The organism is Amycolatopsis sp. lyj-346, assembly GCF_046548975.1.
GTDB lineage: Bacteria > Actinomycetota > Actinomycetes > Mycobacteriales > Pseudonocardiaceae > Amycolatopsis.
Genome location: NZ_JAJPWT010000013.1, coordinates 60697 through 77879 on the forward strand (window position 1 = coordinate 60697; position 17183 = coordinate 77879).

At 72.7% G+C, this 17183-nt stretch carries 14 protein-coding genes; 11 read left to right on the plus strand and 3 right to left on the minus strand.

From position 1 onward, the window contains the following. Window positions 1–275 precede the first annotated feature (275 nt). The 3 genes from ACLJQE_RS31805 to ACLJQE_RS31815 all read right to left on the minus strand — a co-directional run bounded on the left by ACLJQE_RS31805 (window position 276) and on the right by ACLJQE_RS31815 (window position 5579). Window positions 276–2843 carry a transglutaminaseTgpA domain-containing protein gene (locus ACLJQE_RS31805; RefSeq protein WP_410643213.1) on the minus strand — a complete coding sequence of 856 codons (2568 nt, stop codon included), beginning with the start codon at window positions 2841–2843 and terminating at the stop codon, window positions 276–278. Window positions 2844–3210: 367 nt separating this feature from the next. Next, window positions 3211–4485, minus strand: a complete 1275-nt coding sequence (locus ACLJQE_RS31810) for a DUF58 domain-containing protein (protein WP_410643214.1) — start codon at window positions 4483–4485, stop codon at window positions 3211–3213. Window positions 4486–4511: 26 nt separating this feature from the next. Beyond that, a complete protein-coding gene (locus ACLJQE_RS31815) occupies window positions 4512–5579 on the minus strand; it encodes an AAA family ATPase (protein ID WP_410643215.1) in 1068 nt (355 codons plus the stop codon). A 272-nt stretch (window positions 5580–5851) separates the two neighbouring features. On the opposite strand from ACLJQE_RS31815, the gene ACLJQE_RS31820 reads away from it, so the two are divergent. From ACLJQE_RS31820 to mraY, 11 genes are all read left to right on the plus strand, one after another. After that, complete coding sequence (locus tag ACLJQE_RS31820) at window positions 5852–6202, plus strand: hypothetical protein (RefSeq protein WP_410643216.1); 351 nt, start codon at window positions 5852–5854, stop codon at window positions 6200–6202. Beyond that, a complete protein-coding gene (locus ACLJQE_RS31825) occupies window positions 6195–6761 on the plus strand; it encodes a DUF3558 domain-containing protein (protein WP_410643217.1) in 567 nt (188 codons plus the stop codon). The genes ACLJQE_RS31820 and ACLJQE_RS31825 overlap by 8 nt, the downstream gene beginning before the upstream one ends. 14 nt (window positions 6762–6775) lie before the next feature. Next, window positions 6776–7333: a PPE domain-containing protein gene (locus ACLJQE_RS31830; protein WP_410643218.1), complete on the plus strand. Its 558-nt coding sequence runs from the start codon at window positions 6776–6778 to the stop codon at window positions 7331–7333. Then, the gene (locus ACLJQE_RS31835; protein ID WP_410643219.1) at window positions 7330–8061 is read left to right on the plus strand and encodes an ESX secretion-associated protein EspG; all 732 of its coding nucleotides are present in this window, start codon (window positions 7330–7332) and stop codon (window positions 8059–8061) included. Before ACLJQE_RS31830 ends, ACLJQE_RS31835 begins: the two co-directional genes overlap by 4 nt. Window positions 8062–8551: 490 nt before the next feature. Continuing rightward, window positions 8552–8983, plus strand: a complete 432-nt coding sequence (mraZ, locus tag ACLJQE_RS31840; protein WP_310972684.1) for a division/cell wall cluster transcriptional repressor MraZ — start codon at window positions 8552–8554, stop codon at window positions 8981–8983. Window positions 8984–9197: 214 nt separating this feature from the next. Next, complete coding sequence (gene rsmH, locus ACLJQE_RS31845) at window positions 9198–10151, plus strand: 16S rRNA (cytosine(1402)-N(4))-methyltransferase RsmH (protein ID WP_410643220.1); 954 nt, start codon at window positions 9198–9200, stop codon at window positions 10149–10151. Further along, complete coding sequence (locus ACLJQE_RS31850) at window positions 10148–10879, plus strand: hypothetical protein (protein ID WP_410643221.1); 732 nt, start codon at window positions 10148–10150, stop codon at window positions 10877–10879. The genes rsmH and ACLJQE_RS31850 overlap by 4 nt, the downstream gene beginning before the upstream one ends. Then, a complete protein-coding gene (locus ACLJQE_RS31855) occupies window positions 10879–12804 on the plus strand; it encodes a peptidoglycan D,D-transpeptidase FtsI family protein (RefSeq protein WP_410643222.1) in 1926 nt (641 codons plus the stop codon). The genes ACLJQE_RS31850 and ACLJQE_RS31855 overlap by 1 nt, the downstream gene beginning before the upstream one ends. Before the next feature lie 240 nt (window positions 12805–13044). After that, window positions 13045–14604 (plus strand): UDP-N-acetylmuramoyl-L-alanyl-D-glutamate--2,6-diaminopimelate ligase, encoded by a 1560-nt coding sequence (locus tag ACLJQE_RS31860; RefSeq protein WP_410643380.1) that lies wholly within the window; start codon window positions 13045–13047, stop codon window positions 14602–14604. Beyond that, a complete protein-coding gene (locus ACLJQE_RS31865; RefSeq protein ID WP_410643223.1) occupies window positions 14601–16103 on the plus strand; it encodes a UDP-N-acetylmuramoyl-tripeptide--D-alanyl-D-alanine ligase in 1503 nt (500 codons plus the stop codon). The genes ACLJQE_RS31860 and ACLJQE_RS31865 overlap by 4 nt, the downstream gene beginning before the upstream one ends. Then, window positions 16100–17182 carry a phospho-N-acetylmuramoyl-pentapeptide-transferase gene (mraY, locus tag ACLJQE_RS31870; RefSeq protein ID WP_410643224.1) on the plus strand — a complete coding sequence of 361 codons (1083 nt, stop codon included), beginning with the start codon at window positions 16100–16102 and terminating at the stop codon, window positions 17180–17182. Before ACLJQE_RS31865 ends, mraY begins: the two co-directional genes overlap by 4 nt. Window position 17183 lies beyond the last annotated feature (1 nt).

Consider the following 17183-nt stretch of genomic DNA (forward strand, 5'->3'; position numbering starts at 1 on the left):
GAGATCCGCGTCCCGCCGAACGGGGGGACGCGGATCTTCTTGTGTGCTCACCCACGCCGCGGCGGCTGGGTCACCCGTGGTAACAGTGGGTGACCCCCACGCGGGTGAGCCCCCGCCGCAAACCCGGGCTCACGTGATCAAGGCCGGATCTCGTGTGATTGGAGGGGCGACACGTGTGACTGAAGGGTCGACACGTGTGATTGGAGGGGCGACACGGTGATGCCCGGCCAAGCACGCGTGATGCCCTTCCGGCACAGGTGAGGTCCCTGCCCGGGTCAGTCGCGGTTGCGGAAGACCGAGCGGGGGAACAGCTTGCCCTTCCACGAGAGGGGTGCGTTGCGGCGAAGGCTCCGCCGCAGTCCCTCGACGGCCGGGGGGAGCTCCGGCTGAGGCGCGTCGTCCTCGCCGTACCACGACCGCTCCAGCACCCCGATGACCGTCCGGAGGCCTTCGCGGCCTTCGTCGTCGAGGTGGTGCTTCGCCGCCAGCTTCTGGCCTGCCACGCGGACCGTGTCGCTGGTCGGGATCGGGAGGCCGCGGTCCGCGCACTCCGCGCGCAGCTCCGCCCAGGCCGCGTCGGCCGCGCCCGGCTGCTGCTGGACGATGCGCTGCAGACGCCGTCGGCGGAGGACCTCGCGGACCAGCGCCGGGCCGGCCACCGCCAGCAGCAGGACCGCCACCAGCACGCCGAACCACCAGGCCAGCGTCGCCGCCAGCAGACCGACCGCGATGATCCACAACACCACCGCCAGCAGTGGCAGCCAGCCGAGCAGCGCCTGGGGCCGGGACGGTGCCGCCACCGGGGCCGGCGCCCGCACGAGCAGCGCGCCCTCACTCCGGTCGCCTTCCGACGGAGGAACGGACGCCGGCGTGCCGTCTCGCGGCGTGCGTCCGCGGTTGAGCATCCGGCGCAGCAGCGCCGCGGCGAGCAGCGCGCCCGCGCCCAGCGCGGCGAGGGTGAGGGCGATGTTGAACAGCCAGTCGTCGCTGTCCGAAGCGTCCTTGGTCTCCTGTTCCGGCAGGTTCGGCTCGTTGTCCCGCGGGACGCCGGTCGGCGCCGCGCTCGACTGGACCGTGCTCGGGGCCACCTGGGTGTCCTCCGGCTGGTTGCCGTTCTGCGGGCCGGCCTGCAGGTACGACGGGGTGATGCCGCGGCCGTCGGACAGCGGCGTCGGGTCGAACGTCACCCAGCCCTTGTCGCCGAAGTACGCCTCGACCCACGCGTGCGCGTCCTGGGTGGTGATCGACAGGTAGTCGTTGACCTGCGTGCCCGGGGTGAAACCGATCGCCACCCGCGACGGGATGCCCGCCACCCGCAGCATCACGCCCATCGCCGACGCGAACTGCTCGCAGAAGCCGCGCTTGCCGTTGAGGATGAAGTCGGTGAGCGCGTCGGTGTCGTCCGCCGGCGCGGTCTTCGTGTCGTAGACGAACCCGTTCTGCGCCGTGAAGTAGCGCCAGATCGCCGAGGCCCGGTCGAAGTCGTTGGACGCGCCGGAGATCAGCTGCTCGGTCTTCGCGCGGACGCGCTCGTCGACCTGGTCGATCTGGAGGTAGCGCGGCGGCAGGTCGTCGGTCCGCGGTGTCGTCACGCGCAGTTCCCCGGCCGTCGGTTCCTTCAGTGACGCGTATTCGGTGTACGCCGGCGGCGCTTCGCTGCGGGTGGTGAACACCGTGCCGCTGACCTGGTCGTAGAGGTAGCCGCCGGCCGCGCTGTCGATGGCGCGCGGCGCGCCGTACACCGGCAGCCAGTTGTCGCGCCAGCTCGTCGGCTCGACGTCGATCCGGCGCGCGGTGCCGGTGCCGTCGTCGCCCGGGGCGGCCGGCAGCTCCGGCCCGACCGGGACGCCCTGCTGCGAACGGCCTTCGTCGTGCAGGCCCCAGCCCTTGTTGGGGTAGTAGGTGTCCAGCGTCATCGCGCGCATCAGCCGCCGGTCGGTGCCGAGGCCGCGGACCTTGAACAGCTCGCGGTTGTCGCCCTGGTCGAGCATGCCGCGCAGTTCGGTGAACGGCTGGATGCCGAAGCCGCCGGAGCCGGCCCCGGGGCCGCTGCCGCCCTCGCCGAACGGCATCCGCCCGATCGTGCCGACCCAGGTGACCGCCCCGCCCAGCAGGCCGAGCACGATCGCCGCGCAGACGACCGCGACCGGCGCGGACAGCACGCCCGGCTTGCCGCTGCGCCCCGGGGCTTCCCGGGTGCGCCAGCGCCGGTGCCGGTGGTTGCCGTCGACGGCCAGCAGACCGGCGAACGCCGCCCCGCCGAGCAGGAACGTCCACCACGGCAGCATTTCTTCGCTCAACGCGGCCGGCACGGCGTAGACGCAGAGCAGCACGAGCCCGGTGGCCGCGGGCGCCGCGGCGGCGACCGTCAGCGTGTCGACGAGGACGGCGACCAGTCCGATGAGGATGGTTATGAGGCACAGGATCGGCTGGCTGCCCTCGACCGGCGGCAGCCCGACGCGGATCTGCTCGGCGGCGGCCGACAGCGTGGTCCCGATCTCGGAAAACGCTTCCGGGCCGGGGATGATCTGCAGGATGCCGTGCGTGGTGAAGGCGCCGGTGATCAGGAAGAGCAGGACGAGCAGCTGCCCGAGGCCGACCAGGATGGTCGGCACCTGCAGCGAGCGCAGAGCCAGCCCGGCCGCCCCGATGAGCAGGACGGCGACGAACAGGTAGCCGAACCAGGCCAGCCCGGACACGACGCTGGTGACCGAGGTGGCGGCACAGAGGGTGGCCACCCCGGCGGCGACGGGCGCGAGAACGCTGCTGCGCCAAGCGGAAAGCGGACGTTCCGGCCGCGGCGAGGGCCGCTCGAACTTCCGCGGCGGTGCGGCGGTGCTCATCGCTGACCCCCGAGGTAGGTGCGGCGGGTGGCGCCCGGCGGGACGGCGGTGCTGATCGCGGCTGCCCGGTGGCGTGTCGCGGTCGAGTTCGGTGCGGGGCTGGGGGTCGGCTGGGCGTGCGTGGCGGTGCTCATCGCGGGCCCCCCGGGGACGGTGCGGCGGTGGGGGTGCGGTGCGGGCCGGTGTGTTGCGGTTGCCGGGACGGCAGCGCTGATCGCGGCTGCCCGGCGGCGTGTCGCGGTCGAGTTCGGTGCGGGGATGCGGGTGGCGCCCGGCGGGACGGCGGCGCTGATCGCGGCTGCCCGGTGGCGTGTCGCGGTCGAGTTCGGTGCGGGGCTGGGGGTCGGCTGGGCGTGCGTGGCGGTGCTCATCGCGGGCCCCCGATCAGCGTTCCGCGGCGGGCGCCGCTGCGGCACAGCTCGGCCCACACCTGTGGCATCGGCGAACCCGGGCCCGCGACGATCACGCCCCAGCCGGCCGCGCGCAGCAGGGCCGCCGAGTCCTCCGTGGCCGCCGCTCGCTGCTCCGGTGCGCTCACCCCCGCCGACCACGTCGGGGTGTCCAGCAAGACCGCCAGGCTCCTGATGCCGCGTGGGCGGTACTGGGTCAGCTCGTGCACCGCCTCCGTGCTCACCGTGCCGAGCACCGCGATCAGCTCCTGGCCCTCGGCCGGGTCGCCGGCCAGGGTGATGTCGCGCTGGTGCGCCGGCTGCAGGGCCGCCAGCGCGTCCAGCACGACGTGGTCGTAGTGGTCGCCGCCGTCGCCCGGGGTGTCCGCCAGGGTGATGCCGTGCTCGCTGACCAGCCGGACGCGGTGGCCGGAGCGGCGCAGGTGCAGTGCCGCCGACGCCGCGAACGACACCGCCCACTCCATGCTCGCCGCCGGGCCCGAACCGTGGTGGGCGGCCGCGCGGTGGTCCAGCAGCACCGTCGTGCCGCCGCGCCACGGGCGCTCCTCGACACGGACCATGATCTCGTCGCGGCGGGCCGTCGAGCGCCAGTGCACCTTCCGCAGGTCGTCGCCCTGGCGGTACTGGCGGACGATCACGTCGGGCTCGCCCTGCCCGGCGTGCAGCCGGACCGTGCCGTCGTCGCCGACGCCGATGCCCGCCCCGCTCGGCAGGCCCCACAGCGCGACCACCCGCGGCACCACGACCAGCCGCGAGTGCCCGATCAGCTCGCGCTCGAACTCGCACAGCCCGAACGGGTCGGTGATCGTCGCGCGCAGCGGGCCGACCTGCTGGATCCCGCGCAGCACCGGCTGCAGCGGGTAGCGCAGGGCGACGCGCCGGTCGTGCGGGAGCCGCTCGACGACGAACCGCGGCCGCGAACCCAGTGCGTACGGCACGCCGTCTTCGAGGAGGATCTCGCCGGCGGGCAGCCGCCCGCTGCGCCACAGCTCCAGCTGCACCTCGCTGTTGCCGCCGACCGCGACCCGTTGCGGGCGCAGCGCGCGGGTGGCGCCGATGCGCAGCCGCGTCGCCGAGATGAACGCGGCGACCAGCAGCGGCAGCGCCACCACGAACACCGCGACCCGCAGCAGGTCGCGCTCGTTGAGCACGAACGAGCACACCGCGGCGGCGATCCCCGCGGCCAGGAGGCAGCGGCCGCGGGTGGTCAGGCCGGACAGGGCACGCAGCATGCCGTTCTCTTCTCTTCGGCGGGGAGCTAGGGCCGGGTGCCCTGCGGCACCGGCACCCGGTGCAGCACCGCGCGCACGACGTCGGTCGCCGACCGGCGGGCCGCGTGCGCCTCGGTCGTCAGCATCAGGCGGTGCGCCAGCACCGGGACCGCCACCGTGTGCAGGTCGTCCGGCACGACGTAGTCGCGGCCCGACAGCGCGGCCTGCGCCCGCGCCGCGCGGACGAGGTGCAGCGTGGCCCGCGGGGACGCGCCCAGCCGGATCTCCGGGACGCCCCGGGTGGCCGAGACGACCTCGACGGCGTACCGGCGGACCTCCGGCGCGATGTGCACGCCGCGGACCGTCTCGATCAGCCGGTGCACGGTTTCGCCGTCGGACACCGGCTGCAGGTCGTCCATCGGGTTGTGGCCGGCGTGCTCGTCGACCATGGCCAGCTCGGCCTGCTGGTCGGGGTAGCCGATGGAGACGCGCGCGGTGAACCGGTCGCGCTGGGCTTCGGGCAGCGCGTAGGTGCCTTCCATCTCGATCGGGTTCTGCGTCGCGATCACCATGAACGGCTCTTCGAGCCGGTAGGTCGTGGTGTCGACGGTGACCTGGTGCTCTTCCATGCACTCCAGCAGCGCCGACTGCGTCTTCGGCGAGGCGCGGTTGATCTCGTCGCCCACCACGATGTTCGCGAACACCGGGCCGGGGCGGAAGTCGAACTCGCCGGACTGGCGGTTGTAGATGGAGACGCCGGTGACGTCGCTCGGCAGCAGGTCGGGCGTGAACTGGATGCGGCTGACCGTGCAGTCGATCGACCGGGCCAGCGCCTTGGCCAGCGACGTCTTCCCGACGCCGGGCACGTCTTCGACCAGCAGGTGACCTTCGGCGAGCAGGGTGACCAGCGCGATCCGGATGACGTCGGGCTTGCCGACCAGCACGCGCTCCACGTTGGCGGCGATCCGCCGCGCGGTGTCGTGCAGTTCGTCCAGTGGCACTCTGCCGGGCTGGGGGTGGACCCGGCCGTTGCCCGAGGGCTCCGCCGGGTAAGGCGGCCGCCCGGATGCCTGCTCGCCCGATCCGGGCGCGGCAGACTGGATTCTCGACGTCACTCGACCTCCTGGTGGCGCATGGCCGCGCGCACTGTGCGCACCGCCGGGCCGAACGGCCCCCTCGCTGCTGTCCGCGCGCAGCGACCAGCCTTCCACCCAGTGTGTCAAACCCGGGCGAACCGGGGGCTGGAACCCCGCGATGACACTGCGCAAGCAGCGACGATACCCCGATCGGGTGGGTATTCACCCGATTCTGGGTGCTCCCGCTGACGCCCCGCTCTGTCGTATGCTGCGGTTCGAGGTCGCCCGGCTACGGAGAGGCGTATCCGCTTATGAGCGAGCTGCGAACCCAGCCGTCCTTCGACGTCCGCAGCTTCGCGGTCGCGCCCGAGCTGGCCACGGACGCTTACACGAAGCTCGGCCAGCTGCAGGACGTCGTGGGTGAAATGGTGCGCGAAGCCAAGGTGCTCGGCCGGAGCGTGCCGTTGGGCGGCGGGTACGCCGGTGAGATCGGCGAGTTCATGGCGGAGTACGGCATCGGCGGGCAGGGTTCCGCGGTGCAGCAGCTGACGGCGTTCGGCAAGGAGCTCGAGACGCTCAAGCAGCGGATCGGCGAGGCGCTGGCGAAGTACCAGCACGCCGACGAGATCGCGGCCGAAGGCGTGGACTGCACGGGTGGCTGAGCCGGAACGGGGGAAATCGATGGGCCGCGGGGTGGCGTGCGGGCTTCTCCTCTTCTTCCTCGCGGCGTGCGGGCAGCAGACCGCGCCGCCCGCCGCCGTCGGGCACACCTCGGCGCAGGCGTCCGCCCCCGCCGTGCCGCCGCCGTCCGCTTCGCCCACCGGGCTCGGCGCGCTCGACCCGTGCACCCTGCTCTCCCCGCAGGACCGGTCGACCGCCGGCGTGACCGTGCTCGGGAAGCCCAAGGACATCGCCGGTGCCCGTGCCTGTGACTGGACGGTGCCCGGCACCTTCGGCGTCACCGTCACCTTCGACGACGAACACGGGCTGGCCGAGCTCGACGTCGCCAAGAAGAACGTCACGAAGACGACGGTCGGGCGCCACCCCGCGCTGAAGGTCGCCGACAAGAAGGCCGCCGACGGCACCTGCGCCGTTCTCCTCGGCGTCGGCGACGGTGCCAGCGTCCAGATCGACGTCAGCAACACCGGTTTCTCGGACACCCCGCTCGCGTGCCGCCGCGCGGGCACGGTGGCCGGGCTCGTCGAACCCAAGCTGCCCTGACCAGGAGGTGCGCCGTGCCGGAACCACCCGTGCCCACCGCGCGGTACGAGGCCTACAGCCACGAGGCGATGGCCGCGGAAGTCGACCGCGGCAACGACCCGGTCGCCGCGGGCGAAGCCGGTGCGCGCTGGGACGGGCTGGCCAGGCGGCTGCAGGAGTCCACCGCCGACGTCGCCGCGCTGGTCGCCTCCTCGGAAGAGCACTGGCGTGGCCGGGCGGGAGACGCGGCGCGGGCGGCGCTGGGCCGGGCCGCGCAGTGGCTTTCGCACTCCGCCGCCGTCTCCGCGTCGGTCGGCCAGGCGGTCGGTGCCCAGGCCGAGGCGGCCGCGCGGGCGCGGGCCGACATGCCGCCGCCGGTGACCTACGACCCGGCGTCGATGATCCGCGACGCCGCGTCCAGCGGGAACGTGCTGGTCCTGGCCGGGCTGGCGGGGGAGATGGCGGTCCGCCGGGCCGAAGCCGAGGCCGCGCGGCAGAAGGCGATCGACGTCCTCCGGACGCGGGACACCGCGCTGCGCGGGCACGTGCCGGCCGAGACGTTCCCCGCCCCACCGGCGCTGGGGCGGGCTTGATCCGGGTTTCGGCGTCGGCGTTCGACATCCTCTGGGCCGACCTCGGTCTCGACCGCCCGCCGGAACCGCTGAGCGTCCGCAGCGTGGGCGGCACCGACGCCGAACGCGCCGAGGTGCGCAAGGCCGTCTACGACAACCTCGCGGAGCGGGGCCTCTACGACGGGTCCCGGCTGGAGCCGGCGCTGGCCTCGCGCCTGAACCTGCTCGCCGGCGCGGACGTGTTCGTGGCGTGCGAGGCACTGGCGGACATGACGGCGGCGACGCCGTTCCGCGCGGTGACGGCGGCCCGCGGCCGCCGCGGCGTCCTCGCGACCCAGCCGGAGCAGACGATCGGCCTGGACTCGATCCGCGACGGCGAACTCGGCACGGCGATCATCGACGTCCTGCCGGAACTGTCGGCCGGCCCGGGCTACGGCATCAGCCTCCCGGCGTCGACGCTCTCGGGAGCCTCGGAGGCCGCCTCGGGGACGACGTCGGCGCAGCTCGAGGAGGTCCGGGCGATCCAGGCGCGGCCGGTGTACGCGGCGGGACAGTTCAGCGTCAGCCGCCGGTCGGCGTCGGGCCGGGTCGCGCGGACCGGCGGCCTGACCTGGTTCGACACCGACGTGGGCGCGTACTGCGCGACGAAGACCGCGGGCCGGGGCGGACAGGAGTGGGTGACGGTCAGCCCGGTCGACAGCACCCGTCTCGCCGCCCGCATCGCAGCCCTCCTCACCCCGGAAGCCTGAGCCGGCCGCGCTCCGGAGCGGAACCGGCGTGATCAGGGACGTAGCTGGCGTGATTGAGGCCGTAACTCGCGTGATCAGGGACGTAACTCGCGAGTTCCGGCTTCAATCACGCGAGTTCCGGTCCTGATCACGCGGGATCGGGGTTCCGTCCCCCCACCTTGACCCACCGGTCTCCCCACCTTGACCCACCGAGGGGGCCGCTGGGGGGGGCGGGAGGGTTCTTTCGCGGCCGTTATGCGGACGTTTGGGGAACAGCTGAGGTTGCTCCGGCCCCCGGTGCGGGGGATCTTGGCCACCGTCCCCCACTACGCCCCCCACCAGCCCCCACCCTGCTGACCTGCGCAAACGGAACACCCGACGGAGTGGTGTGCCCGTTTGTCGCGTTGACTGTGGTGAAAAGTGGGGTACGGTGGTGGCCAGTGGGGCGGAAGGGAAGCCCCGTGGCCGTCCGGGGTGGTTCGCCACCGTGGACGGTAGGGAGGTGGAGGCCGTGTTCCTCGGCACCCACACCCCGAAGCTGGACGACAAAGGGCGGCTCGCGCTGCCCGCGAAGTTCCGTGACGCCTTGGCGGGTGGGCTGATGCTTACCAAGGGGCAGGACCACTGCCTCTTCGTCTTCCCCCGCGCCGAGTTCGAGCAGATGGCGCGCAAGGTCGCCGAGGCCCCGTTCACCAACGAGGCGGTTCGGGCCTACCAGCGTTACCTGTTCGCGGGCACGGACGAGCAACGCCCTGACGGGCAGGGGCGCATCACCATCGCGCCCGAGCTCCGCCGCTACGCGGGGCTCACCAAGGAGTGCGTGGTGATCGGGGCGATCACCAGGCTGGAGATCTGGGACGCCCAAGCGTGGCAGGGCTACCTGGAGGAGCACGAAGACAGCTACGCGAAGGCTCGAGAGGAAGTACTGCCGGGCGTCTTCTAGGCGTGCGGTCGCGGTGCACCTTCGTCGTCGGGGGACGAAGAGGTTCGCCGCCCGCACGAAGAGGGGAAGCCCACCCGGATGCCGTGAGGCCTCTGTCCGCTCAACAGCCCTGGTGCACCTTCCCCGGTACCAGGTCGGCAGCGGGCGGACAGGGACCTGACGGCATCCGCCATATTTCCCCCGGGCCGCCCAGGCGAGAAAGGGGGAGGGAACGATGACGGCACCTGAGCACGTCCCGGTGTTGCTCGACCGCATAATCGAGCTGTTCACTCCCGTGTTCGCCGACCGCGACGGCGTCCTCGTGGACGCGACGGTCGGCCTCGGCGGGCATTCCGACGCTCTTCTCGAAGCCTTCCCGCGGCTGCGCCTCGTCGCGCTGGACCGCGATCCCGCCGCGCTCGAGAAGTCCGCGGAGCGGCTGGCCCGCCACGGCGACCGCGTCGGCTTCGTCCACACGGTCTACGACGGGCTCCCGGAGGCCCTCGAAAGCCTGGGCATCGCGAAAGCCGACGGCATCCTGTTCGACCTCGGCGTCTCGTCGATGCAGCTGGACCGCGCCGAGCGCGGGTTCGCCTACTCGAAGGACTCGCCGCTGGACATGCGGATGGATCCGACGACCGGGTTCACCGCCGCCGACGTGCTCAACACCTACGCACCCGGCGAGCTCGTCCGCATCCTCCGTGACTACGGCGAAGAGCGCTTCGCGCAGCGGATCGTCAAGGCGATCGTGGCCGCGCGCGAGAAGGAACCCTTCACCTCCAGCGGGCGCCTGGTCGAGCTGCTCTACGACGCCGTCCCGGCCGCCACCCGCCGCACCGGCGGGCACCCGGCCAAGCGCACGTTCCAGGCACTGCGGATCGAGGTCAACGGCGAGCTCGAAGTGCTCCGCCGCGCCATGCCGGCGGCGCTGGGCGCGCTGAAGACCGGCGGGCGGATCGTCGTCGAGTCGTACCAGTCACTGGAAGACCGGCTGGTCAAGCAATCGCTGGCCGAGCTCGCGAAGTCCCGCACCCCGGAAGGGCTCCCGGTGGAGCTGCCGGGACACGGGCCCGAGCTGAAGCTCCTGACGCGCGGCGCCGAGAAGGCCGGCGAGAAGGAGATCGAACGGAACCCGCGTGCCGCTTCGGTGCGGCTGCGGGCCGCAGAGAGGATCGGAGAGCCGCGATGACCGCTCCCGCGAAGTCCCGCCGCCGGGCCGCGCCGGCGACGCGGGGCCGCAGCGACGCCGCCCGCACCTCGACCACCGTCGAGCCGGACCCGCAGGCGCCGCAGCCGGGTCAGGCCGCGCCCCGGCGCGGTTCGCGTGGCCGCACGTCCGCGGCCGAACGCGCCTACGCACGCCGCGCTCAGCGCGCCGACCTGCTGAAGGAGCGCGAGGCGCGCCCGGAGCCGAAGGCCCGGCCCGCCGAGCTGCCGGAGAAGCCGAAGCTCAAGCTGAAGCTGCTGCTGCCGAAGTCGCGCGCGTCGTTCGTGCTGCTGATGATGGCGTTGCTGGCCGCCGGCGTGGCGACCACGCTGTGGCTGACCACGCAGGCGATCGCCGACTCCTACCGGCTCGAGCAGCTGCGCACCACCAACGCGAACCTGGCCGAGCAGAAGGAACAGCTGCAGCGCGACGTCGCGAAGGCCGAGTCGCCCGCTTCGCTGGCCCCCGCGGCCCAGCAGCTGGGCATGGTGCCCGGCGGTGACCCGGCGCGGATCGTCGTCGGCCCCGACGGGAAGACCTCACTCGTCGGCGAGCCCAAGAAGGCCGAGGCGGACGCCCCGGTGGTGCCGGCCGCGCCCCCGGTCGCCCCGGCCGCCGGGACGCAGTCGCAGCAGGGCGCGCCGGTCGAGGGCGACCAGCCCGCCGTGCCCGCCGAAGAGCCGCCGGCCCAGCCGGGAGGCGGCCAGTGATGGCTTCGGGCCGCAGCCAGGTCCGCGCCCGCGCGGCGGGCAGCGCGCGCCGGACGTACGCCGCCGGCACCCGCAGCGCGGCCGCGCGCCGCGCCAACGGCGGGCACCGCAGCCGGTTCTCCGCGGTGCGCCTGCTGCTGGTCGCCGTGCTGATCGTCGCCGGCGTGAAACTGGTGCAGGTGCAGTGGTTCGACGCCGCGGCGCTCTCGGCCGCGGCCGAACGGCAGCGCGCCCAGACCATCGACATCCCCGCCCAGCGCGGGTCCATTGTGGACCGCAACGGCGCCAAGCTGGCGTTCAGCGTCGAGGTGCGCACCCTCTCGGTGAACCTCAAGGCGCTGCGCAAGAGCATGGACGACTTCGCCGCGAAGAACCCCGGCACGCCGAAGACGTTCGACTCCGAGACCGCCGCGGCCGCCAAGTACATCGCGGGCAAACTGCCGAACGTGATCGGCGAGCAGCAGCTGCTCGACCTGTTCCACAAGCAGGCGTCCTTCACCTACCTGGTGAACAACGTCGAGCCGTCCGTCGCCGCCGACATCGTCAAGCACTTCGCGTGGATCGGCGTCGAGAAGCGCGCGCTGCGGGAGTACCCGGGCGGCAGCCTGGCGGCCAACATCGTCGGCGCCGCGAACTGGCGGTCCGACGACCCGGACGTGTCCAAGCACAACCTGCACGGCCTCGTCGGGCTCGAGCTGCTGCGCGACAACGACCTGGCGGGTACGCCGGGCCGGATGATGGTCAACACCAAGAACGGCAGCGACAACGTCGTCATCCCGGGCACCGAGCGCGACCTGCAGGCCGCCGTCCCCGGCTCGGACCTCGAGCTGACCCTCGACTCCGACCTGCAGTACGAGGTGCAGCGGCAGCTGGCGGACTACGTCCGGCAGTCACACGCCAAGGGCGGGCAGGCCGTCGTCATGGACGCCAAGACCGGCGAGGTCTACGCGCTGGCCAACGACAAGACGTTCGACCCCAACGACCAGCGCAACTGGACCACCGACGACCTGGCGAACCCCGCGGTCACCACGCCGTTCGAACCCGGGTCGGTCAACAAGCTCGTCACCGCCACCGGGGCGATCGACTACGGCATCGCGACGCCGGAGTCGACCGTCGAGGTGCCCGGCGCGCTGCAGGTGGCCGACAAGACGGTGCACGACGCCTGGACCCACGGCACCCAGACGTTCAGCACCACCGGGATCTTCGCCAAGTCGTCCAACATCGGCACCCTGCTGCTGGCGCAGAAGATCGGCGAGGAGCGCTACGCGAACCTGCTCAAGTCGTTCGGCCTCGGCCAGCGCACCGGCGTCGGCCTGCCCGGCGAGAGCGCGGGCGTGGTGCCCGCGCGCAGCCAGTGGTCGGCGACCACCTTCGGCAACCTGCCCATCGGGCAGGGCCTGTCGATGACCGTCCTGCAGATGGCCGGGATGTACCAGACGATCGCCAACGACGGCCTGCGCGTCGAACCCCGCATCGTCAAGGCCAAGGTGAACCCGGACGGCACGACCGTGCCCGAGCCGGCCCCGAAGTCGGTCCGGGTGGTCAGCCCCCAGACCGCCAAGACGGTGCGCGACATGATGCGCGCGGTCGCCCAGAACGGCAAGGGCCTGCAGAAGGGCACCGCTCCCTCGGCGGCGGTCGAGGGCTACCAGATCTCCGGGAAAACCGGCACCGGCCAGCAGGTCGACCCGCGGACGAAGGCCTACAGCGACCACCTGTACAACATCACCTTCGCCGGCATCCTGCCCGCCGACCACCCGCGGTTCGTCGTCGGGATCCGGCTGGACGCGCCGGACACGACGCTGCCCGTCGGTCACTCCGCCGCGCCGCTGTTCCACACCATCGCGTCGTACCTGACGCAGCGGTACCAGATTCCGTTGTCGGACGGCCCCTCGCCGGAAGTCCCGCTCATCATCACGCCGTAGGCCCGCTCATCACCCCGTAGGCACTGTCCGTTAGAGCCCCCTCACCCCGGTGAGGGGGCTCTGGCGCGTGAGCGTCCACATCGGCCTGCGTCGCCGGGGAAACCCTTGCGGGGCAACGACGTCCAGATCGCCGTTTAGCACATGTGCCCGGCTGGCACGCAATCGCCGTACCGCGTGCGGGTGCCCGAACCGGCCGCCGGTAGCCTCTTGGCCGTGTCCGTGTCCTCGTCCAGTTCCCAGGTGCCGGAAAGCCCGGTTAAAGCGGTCCCCGCGCCGCCCCGCCCGGCGCGCATCGACCCGGTCCCGCTGGCGACGCTGCTCGCCAGGGCGGACGCCCGCCTCATCGCCGGCTCGCCCGACGCGGCCGAGCTCACCGTCACCGGCACCACGCTGCGCGCGCAGCACGTGCTGCCCGGTGACCTCTTCGCCGCCCTCCCGGGCGCCCGCGCCCACGGTGCCGACTTCAGCGACCAGGCCGTCGCGGCCGGGGCCGTCGCCGTGCTCACCGACGCCGAAGGCGCCGAACGGCCCGCCCTGCGCGACGCCGGCGTGCCAATCCTCGTGCTCCCGGACCCGCGGGCGGCACTGGGCGAGATCGCCGCCTGGATCTACGGCGAGCCCTCGCTGAGGCTGGCCGTCCTCGGCGTCACCGGCACCTCCGGCAAGACCACGACGTCCTACCTGGTCGACGCCGGCCTGCAGGCCGCCGGGCTGACCACCGGCCTGATCGGCACGGTGGAGACCCGGATCGCCGGCGAACGCCTGGTCAGCGGGTTCACCACGCCGGAGGCGCCGGACCTGCAGGCGCTGCTCGCGGTGATGCTGGAGCGCGGCGTCACGCACGTGCCGATGGAGGTCTCCAGCCACGCCCTCGCGCTGGGCCGGGTCAACGGCACCCGGTTCGCCGTCGGCGCCTTCACCAACCTCTCCCAGGACCACCTGGACTTCCACAAGGACATGCAGGAGTACTTCGCCGCGAAGTCCCTGCTGTTCGACGGCCGCTCGACCACCGAGGTCGTCGTGGTGGACAGCGCGTGGGGCCAGGCCCTGCTCACGCCGCAGACGATCACCGTGACCACCGATCCGGGCACCGACGCCGGGTGGAAGGCCACCGACCTCGAAGCCACCCCGCAGGGGGAGCAGACGTTCACCCTGCACGGCCCGGACGGCCTCCGCGCCCCGGCCCGGATCCCGCTGCCCGGCGAGTTCAACGTCGCCAACGCCGTGCTGGCCGCGGCCATCCTGGGCACGGCCGGGGTGAGCCTGGAGCACATCGTCGCCGGGCTCGCCCGGGTGCAGGTGCCGGGCCGGATGGAGCGCGTCTACGTCGGCCAGGAGTTCACCGCCGTCGTCGACTACGCCCACAAACCGGCCGCGGTTGCCCAGGGCCTCGACGCACTGCGGGCGCGCACCGAGGGGCGGATCATCACCGTGCTCGGCTGCGGCGGCGACCGCGACACCGCCAAGCGGCCGATGATGGGCGAGGCCGCGGCCCGCCGCAGCGAGGTCCTGATCGTCACCGACGACAACCCGCGCTCCGAGGACCCGGCGGCGATCCGCGCCGCCATGCTCGCCGGTGCCCGCGCGGTCGGGCCCGCCGAGGGCGGCGAGGTCGTCGAGATCGGCGACCGCCGCGAGGCCATCGCGCACGCCGTCTCGCTCGCCGGTCCGGGCGACATCGTCTTCCTCGCCGGCAAGGGCCACGAATCCGGCCAGGAAGCCGGCGGCGTCGTGCACCCGTTCTCCGACCGCGACGAGCTGGCCGCGGCCATCCGCAACAAACTCGAGGTGAGTGTGTGATCGTGCTCAGCCTGGCCGAGATCGCCGACGTCGTCGGCGGCCGGCTGCACCGCGCCGATCCGGGCGCGCAGGTGACCGGCACCGTGGAGTTCGACACCCGGAAGCTCACGCCCGGCGGCCTGTTCGTCGCCTTGCCGGGGGAGAAGGTCGACGGCCACGACTTCGCCGCGCAGGCCGTCGAGACCGGCGCGGTGGCCGTGCTGGCCGCCCGCGAGGTCGACGCGCCCGCGATCGTCGTCCCGCCGCTCGCCGCGGGCGAGGCCCACGAGCGGTCGGTCGCGCTGACCGGCGACAAGGACGGCTCCGGCGCCGCGGTGCTGGCCGCGCTGGCCAAGCTCGCCCGGCACGTCGTGCAGCGCCTCGCCGAGGGCGGGCTGACCGTCGTCGGCGTCACCGGCTCCTCCGGCAAGACCTCCACCAAGGACGTCATCGCGCAGCTGCTGGAGCCGCTCGGCCCGACGATCGCGCCGCCCGGGTCGTTCAACAACGAGCTCGGCCACCCCTGGACGGCGCTGCGGGCCGACGCGGCGACCCGGCACCTCGTGCTGGAACTGTCGGCACGCGGGCCCGGGCACATCGCCCACCTCGCCGAGATCGCGCCGCCGAAGATCGGCGTGGTGCTCAACGTCGGCAGCGCGCACGTCGGCGAGTTCGGCTCGCGCGAAGGCATCGCGAAGACCAAGGGCGAGCTCGTCGAGGCACTGCCCGAGGACGGCGTCGCGGTGCTCAACCTCGACGACCCGCTGGTCGCGGCCATGGCGAGCCGGACGAAGGCCAAGGTGGTGTTCGTCGGCGAGACCCCGTCCGCCCAGGTACGGGCCGCGGACATCACGCTCGACGACGAGGCCCGCGCCTCCTTCCGGCTGATCACCCCGGCCGGCGAGGCCGACGTCAAGCTGCCCCTGCACGGCGAGCACCACGTCGGCAACGCCTTGTCGGCGGCGGCGGTCGCGCTGGAGCTGGGCGCGACGCCGGACGAGATCGCCACGAGGCTCTCGGCTCTCGAACGGCGCTCCGCACGCCGCATGGAGGTCGTCACCCGGCCCGACGGCGTGACGATCCTCAACGACTCCTTCAACGCCAACCCCGAGTCGATGCGGGCCGGCCTGAAGGCCCTCGCGGCGATGACCCGGGAGACCGGCCGCCGCTCCTGGGCCGTGCTCGGCGTGATGGCCGAGCTCGGCGCGGACTCGGTCAACGCCCACGACGAGATCGGCAGGCTCGTCGTCCGGCTCAACATCGCCAAGCTCGTCGTCATCGGACCCGAGGCGGCGGCCATGCACCAGGGTGCGTTCCAGGAAGGCTCCTGGGGCGAGGAATCCACTTTGGTACCCGACGTCGAGGCCGCGATCGCCCTGCTGCATGATCAGCTCCGCCCCGGGGACGTGGTGCTGGTGAAGGCCTCCAAGGCCGCCGGCCTCTGGCGGGTCGCCGAAGCTCTGCTCGAACCCCGGGAAACCGACAACTCCGAGAATCGCTCGAACGGTGGTGACGCGTGATCAGCATCCTGATCGCGGCCGCGGCGGGCCTGCTGATCTCCATCCTGCTCACGCCCTACCTGATCCGGGTCTTCTCCCGGCAGGGCTTCGGCCAGGAGATCCGCGAGGAAGGCCCCCAGGGACACAAGTCCAAGCGCGGTACCCCGACCATGGGCGGTGTCGCGATCATCATCGCGATGGTCGTCGGGTACTTCGCCGCGCACCTGATCAACTGGATGTTCAACTCCCGCAGCGGCGCGCCGACGGCCTCCGGGCTGCTCGTGCTGATGCTCGCGGTGGGCCTGGGGATCGTCGGGTTCCTCGACGACTTCATCAAGATCCGCAAGCAGCGGAACCTGGGGCTGAACAAGACCGCGAAGCTGGTCGGGCAGCTCGTGGTCACCATCGCCTTCGCGGTGCTGGCGCTGAACTTCCCGAACGAGCACGGCATCACGCCGGCGTCGGAGAGCCTCTCCTACGTCCGTGACCTCGCGCTGATCACCTTCCCGTCGGTGATCTTCGTGATCTTCTGCTACGTCGTGATCTCCGGCTGGTCGAACGCGGTCAACTTCACCGACGGCCTCGACGGCCTGGCCGGTGGCGCGGCGGCGATGGTGCTGGCCACCTACGTGGTCATCTCCTTCTGGCAGGAGCGGCTTTCCTGCGCCAACGCCCCGGCCGCGGCCTGCTACGACGTCCGCGACCCGCTGGACCTGGCCGTGGTCGCCGCCGCGGCGACCGGCGCCTGCGTCGGGTTCCTCTGGTGGAACGCGGCCCCGGCGAAGATCTTCATGGGCGACACCGGTTCGCTGGCCCTCGGCGGCCTGGTCGCCGGCCTGTCCATGACGACCCGCACCGAGCTGCTCGCCATCGTCATCGGCGGCCTGTTCATGGTCGAGATGATCTCGGTGGTCGCGCAGATCGCGGTGTTCCGGACGACCCGGCGCCGGCTGTTCCGGATGGCGCCGTTCCACCACCACTTCGAGCTCGCCGGCTGGGCCGAAACCACGGTGATCATCCGGTTCTGGCTGCTGTCGGCGGTCTGCTGCATGTTCGGGCTCGGCCTGTTCTACAGCGAGCAGCTCGGTCTCGGAGGCTGAC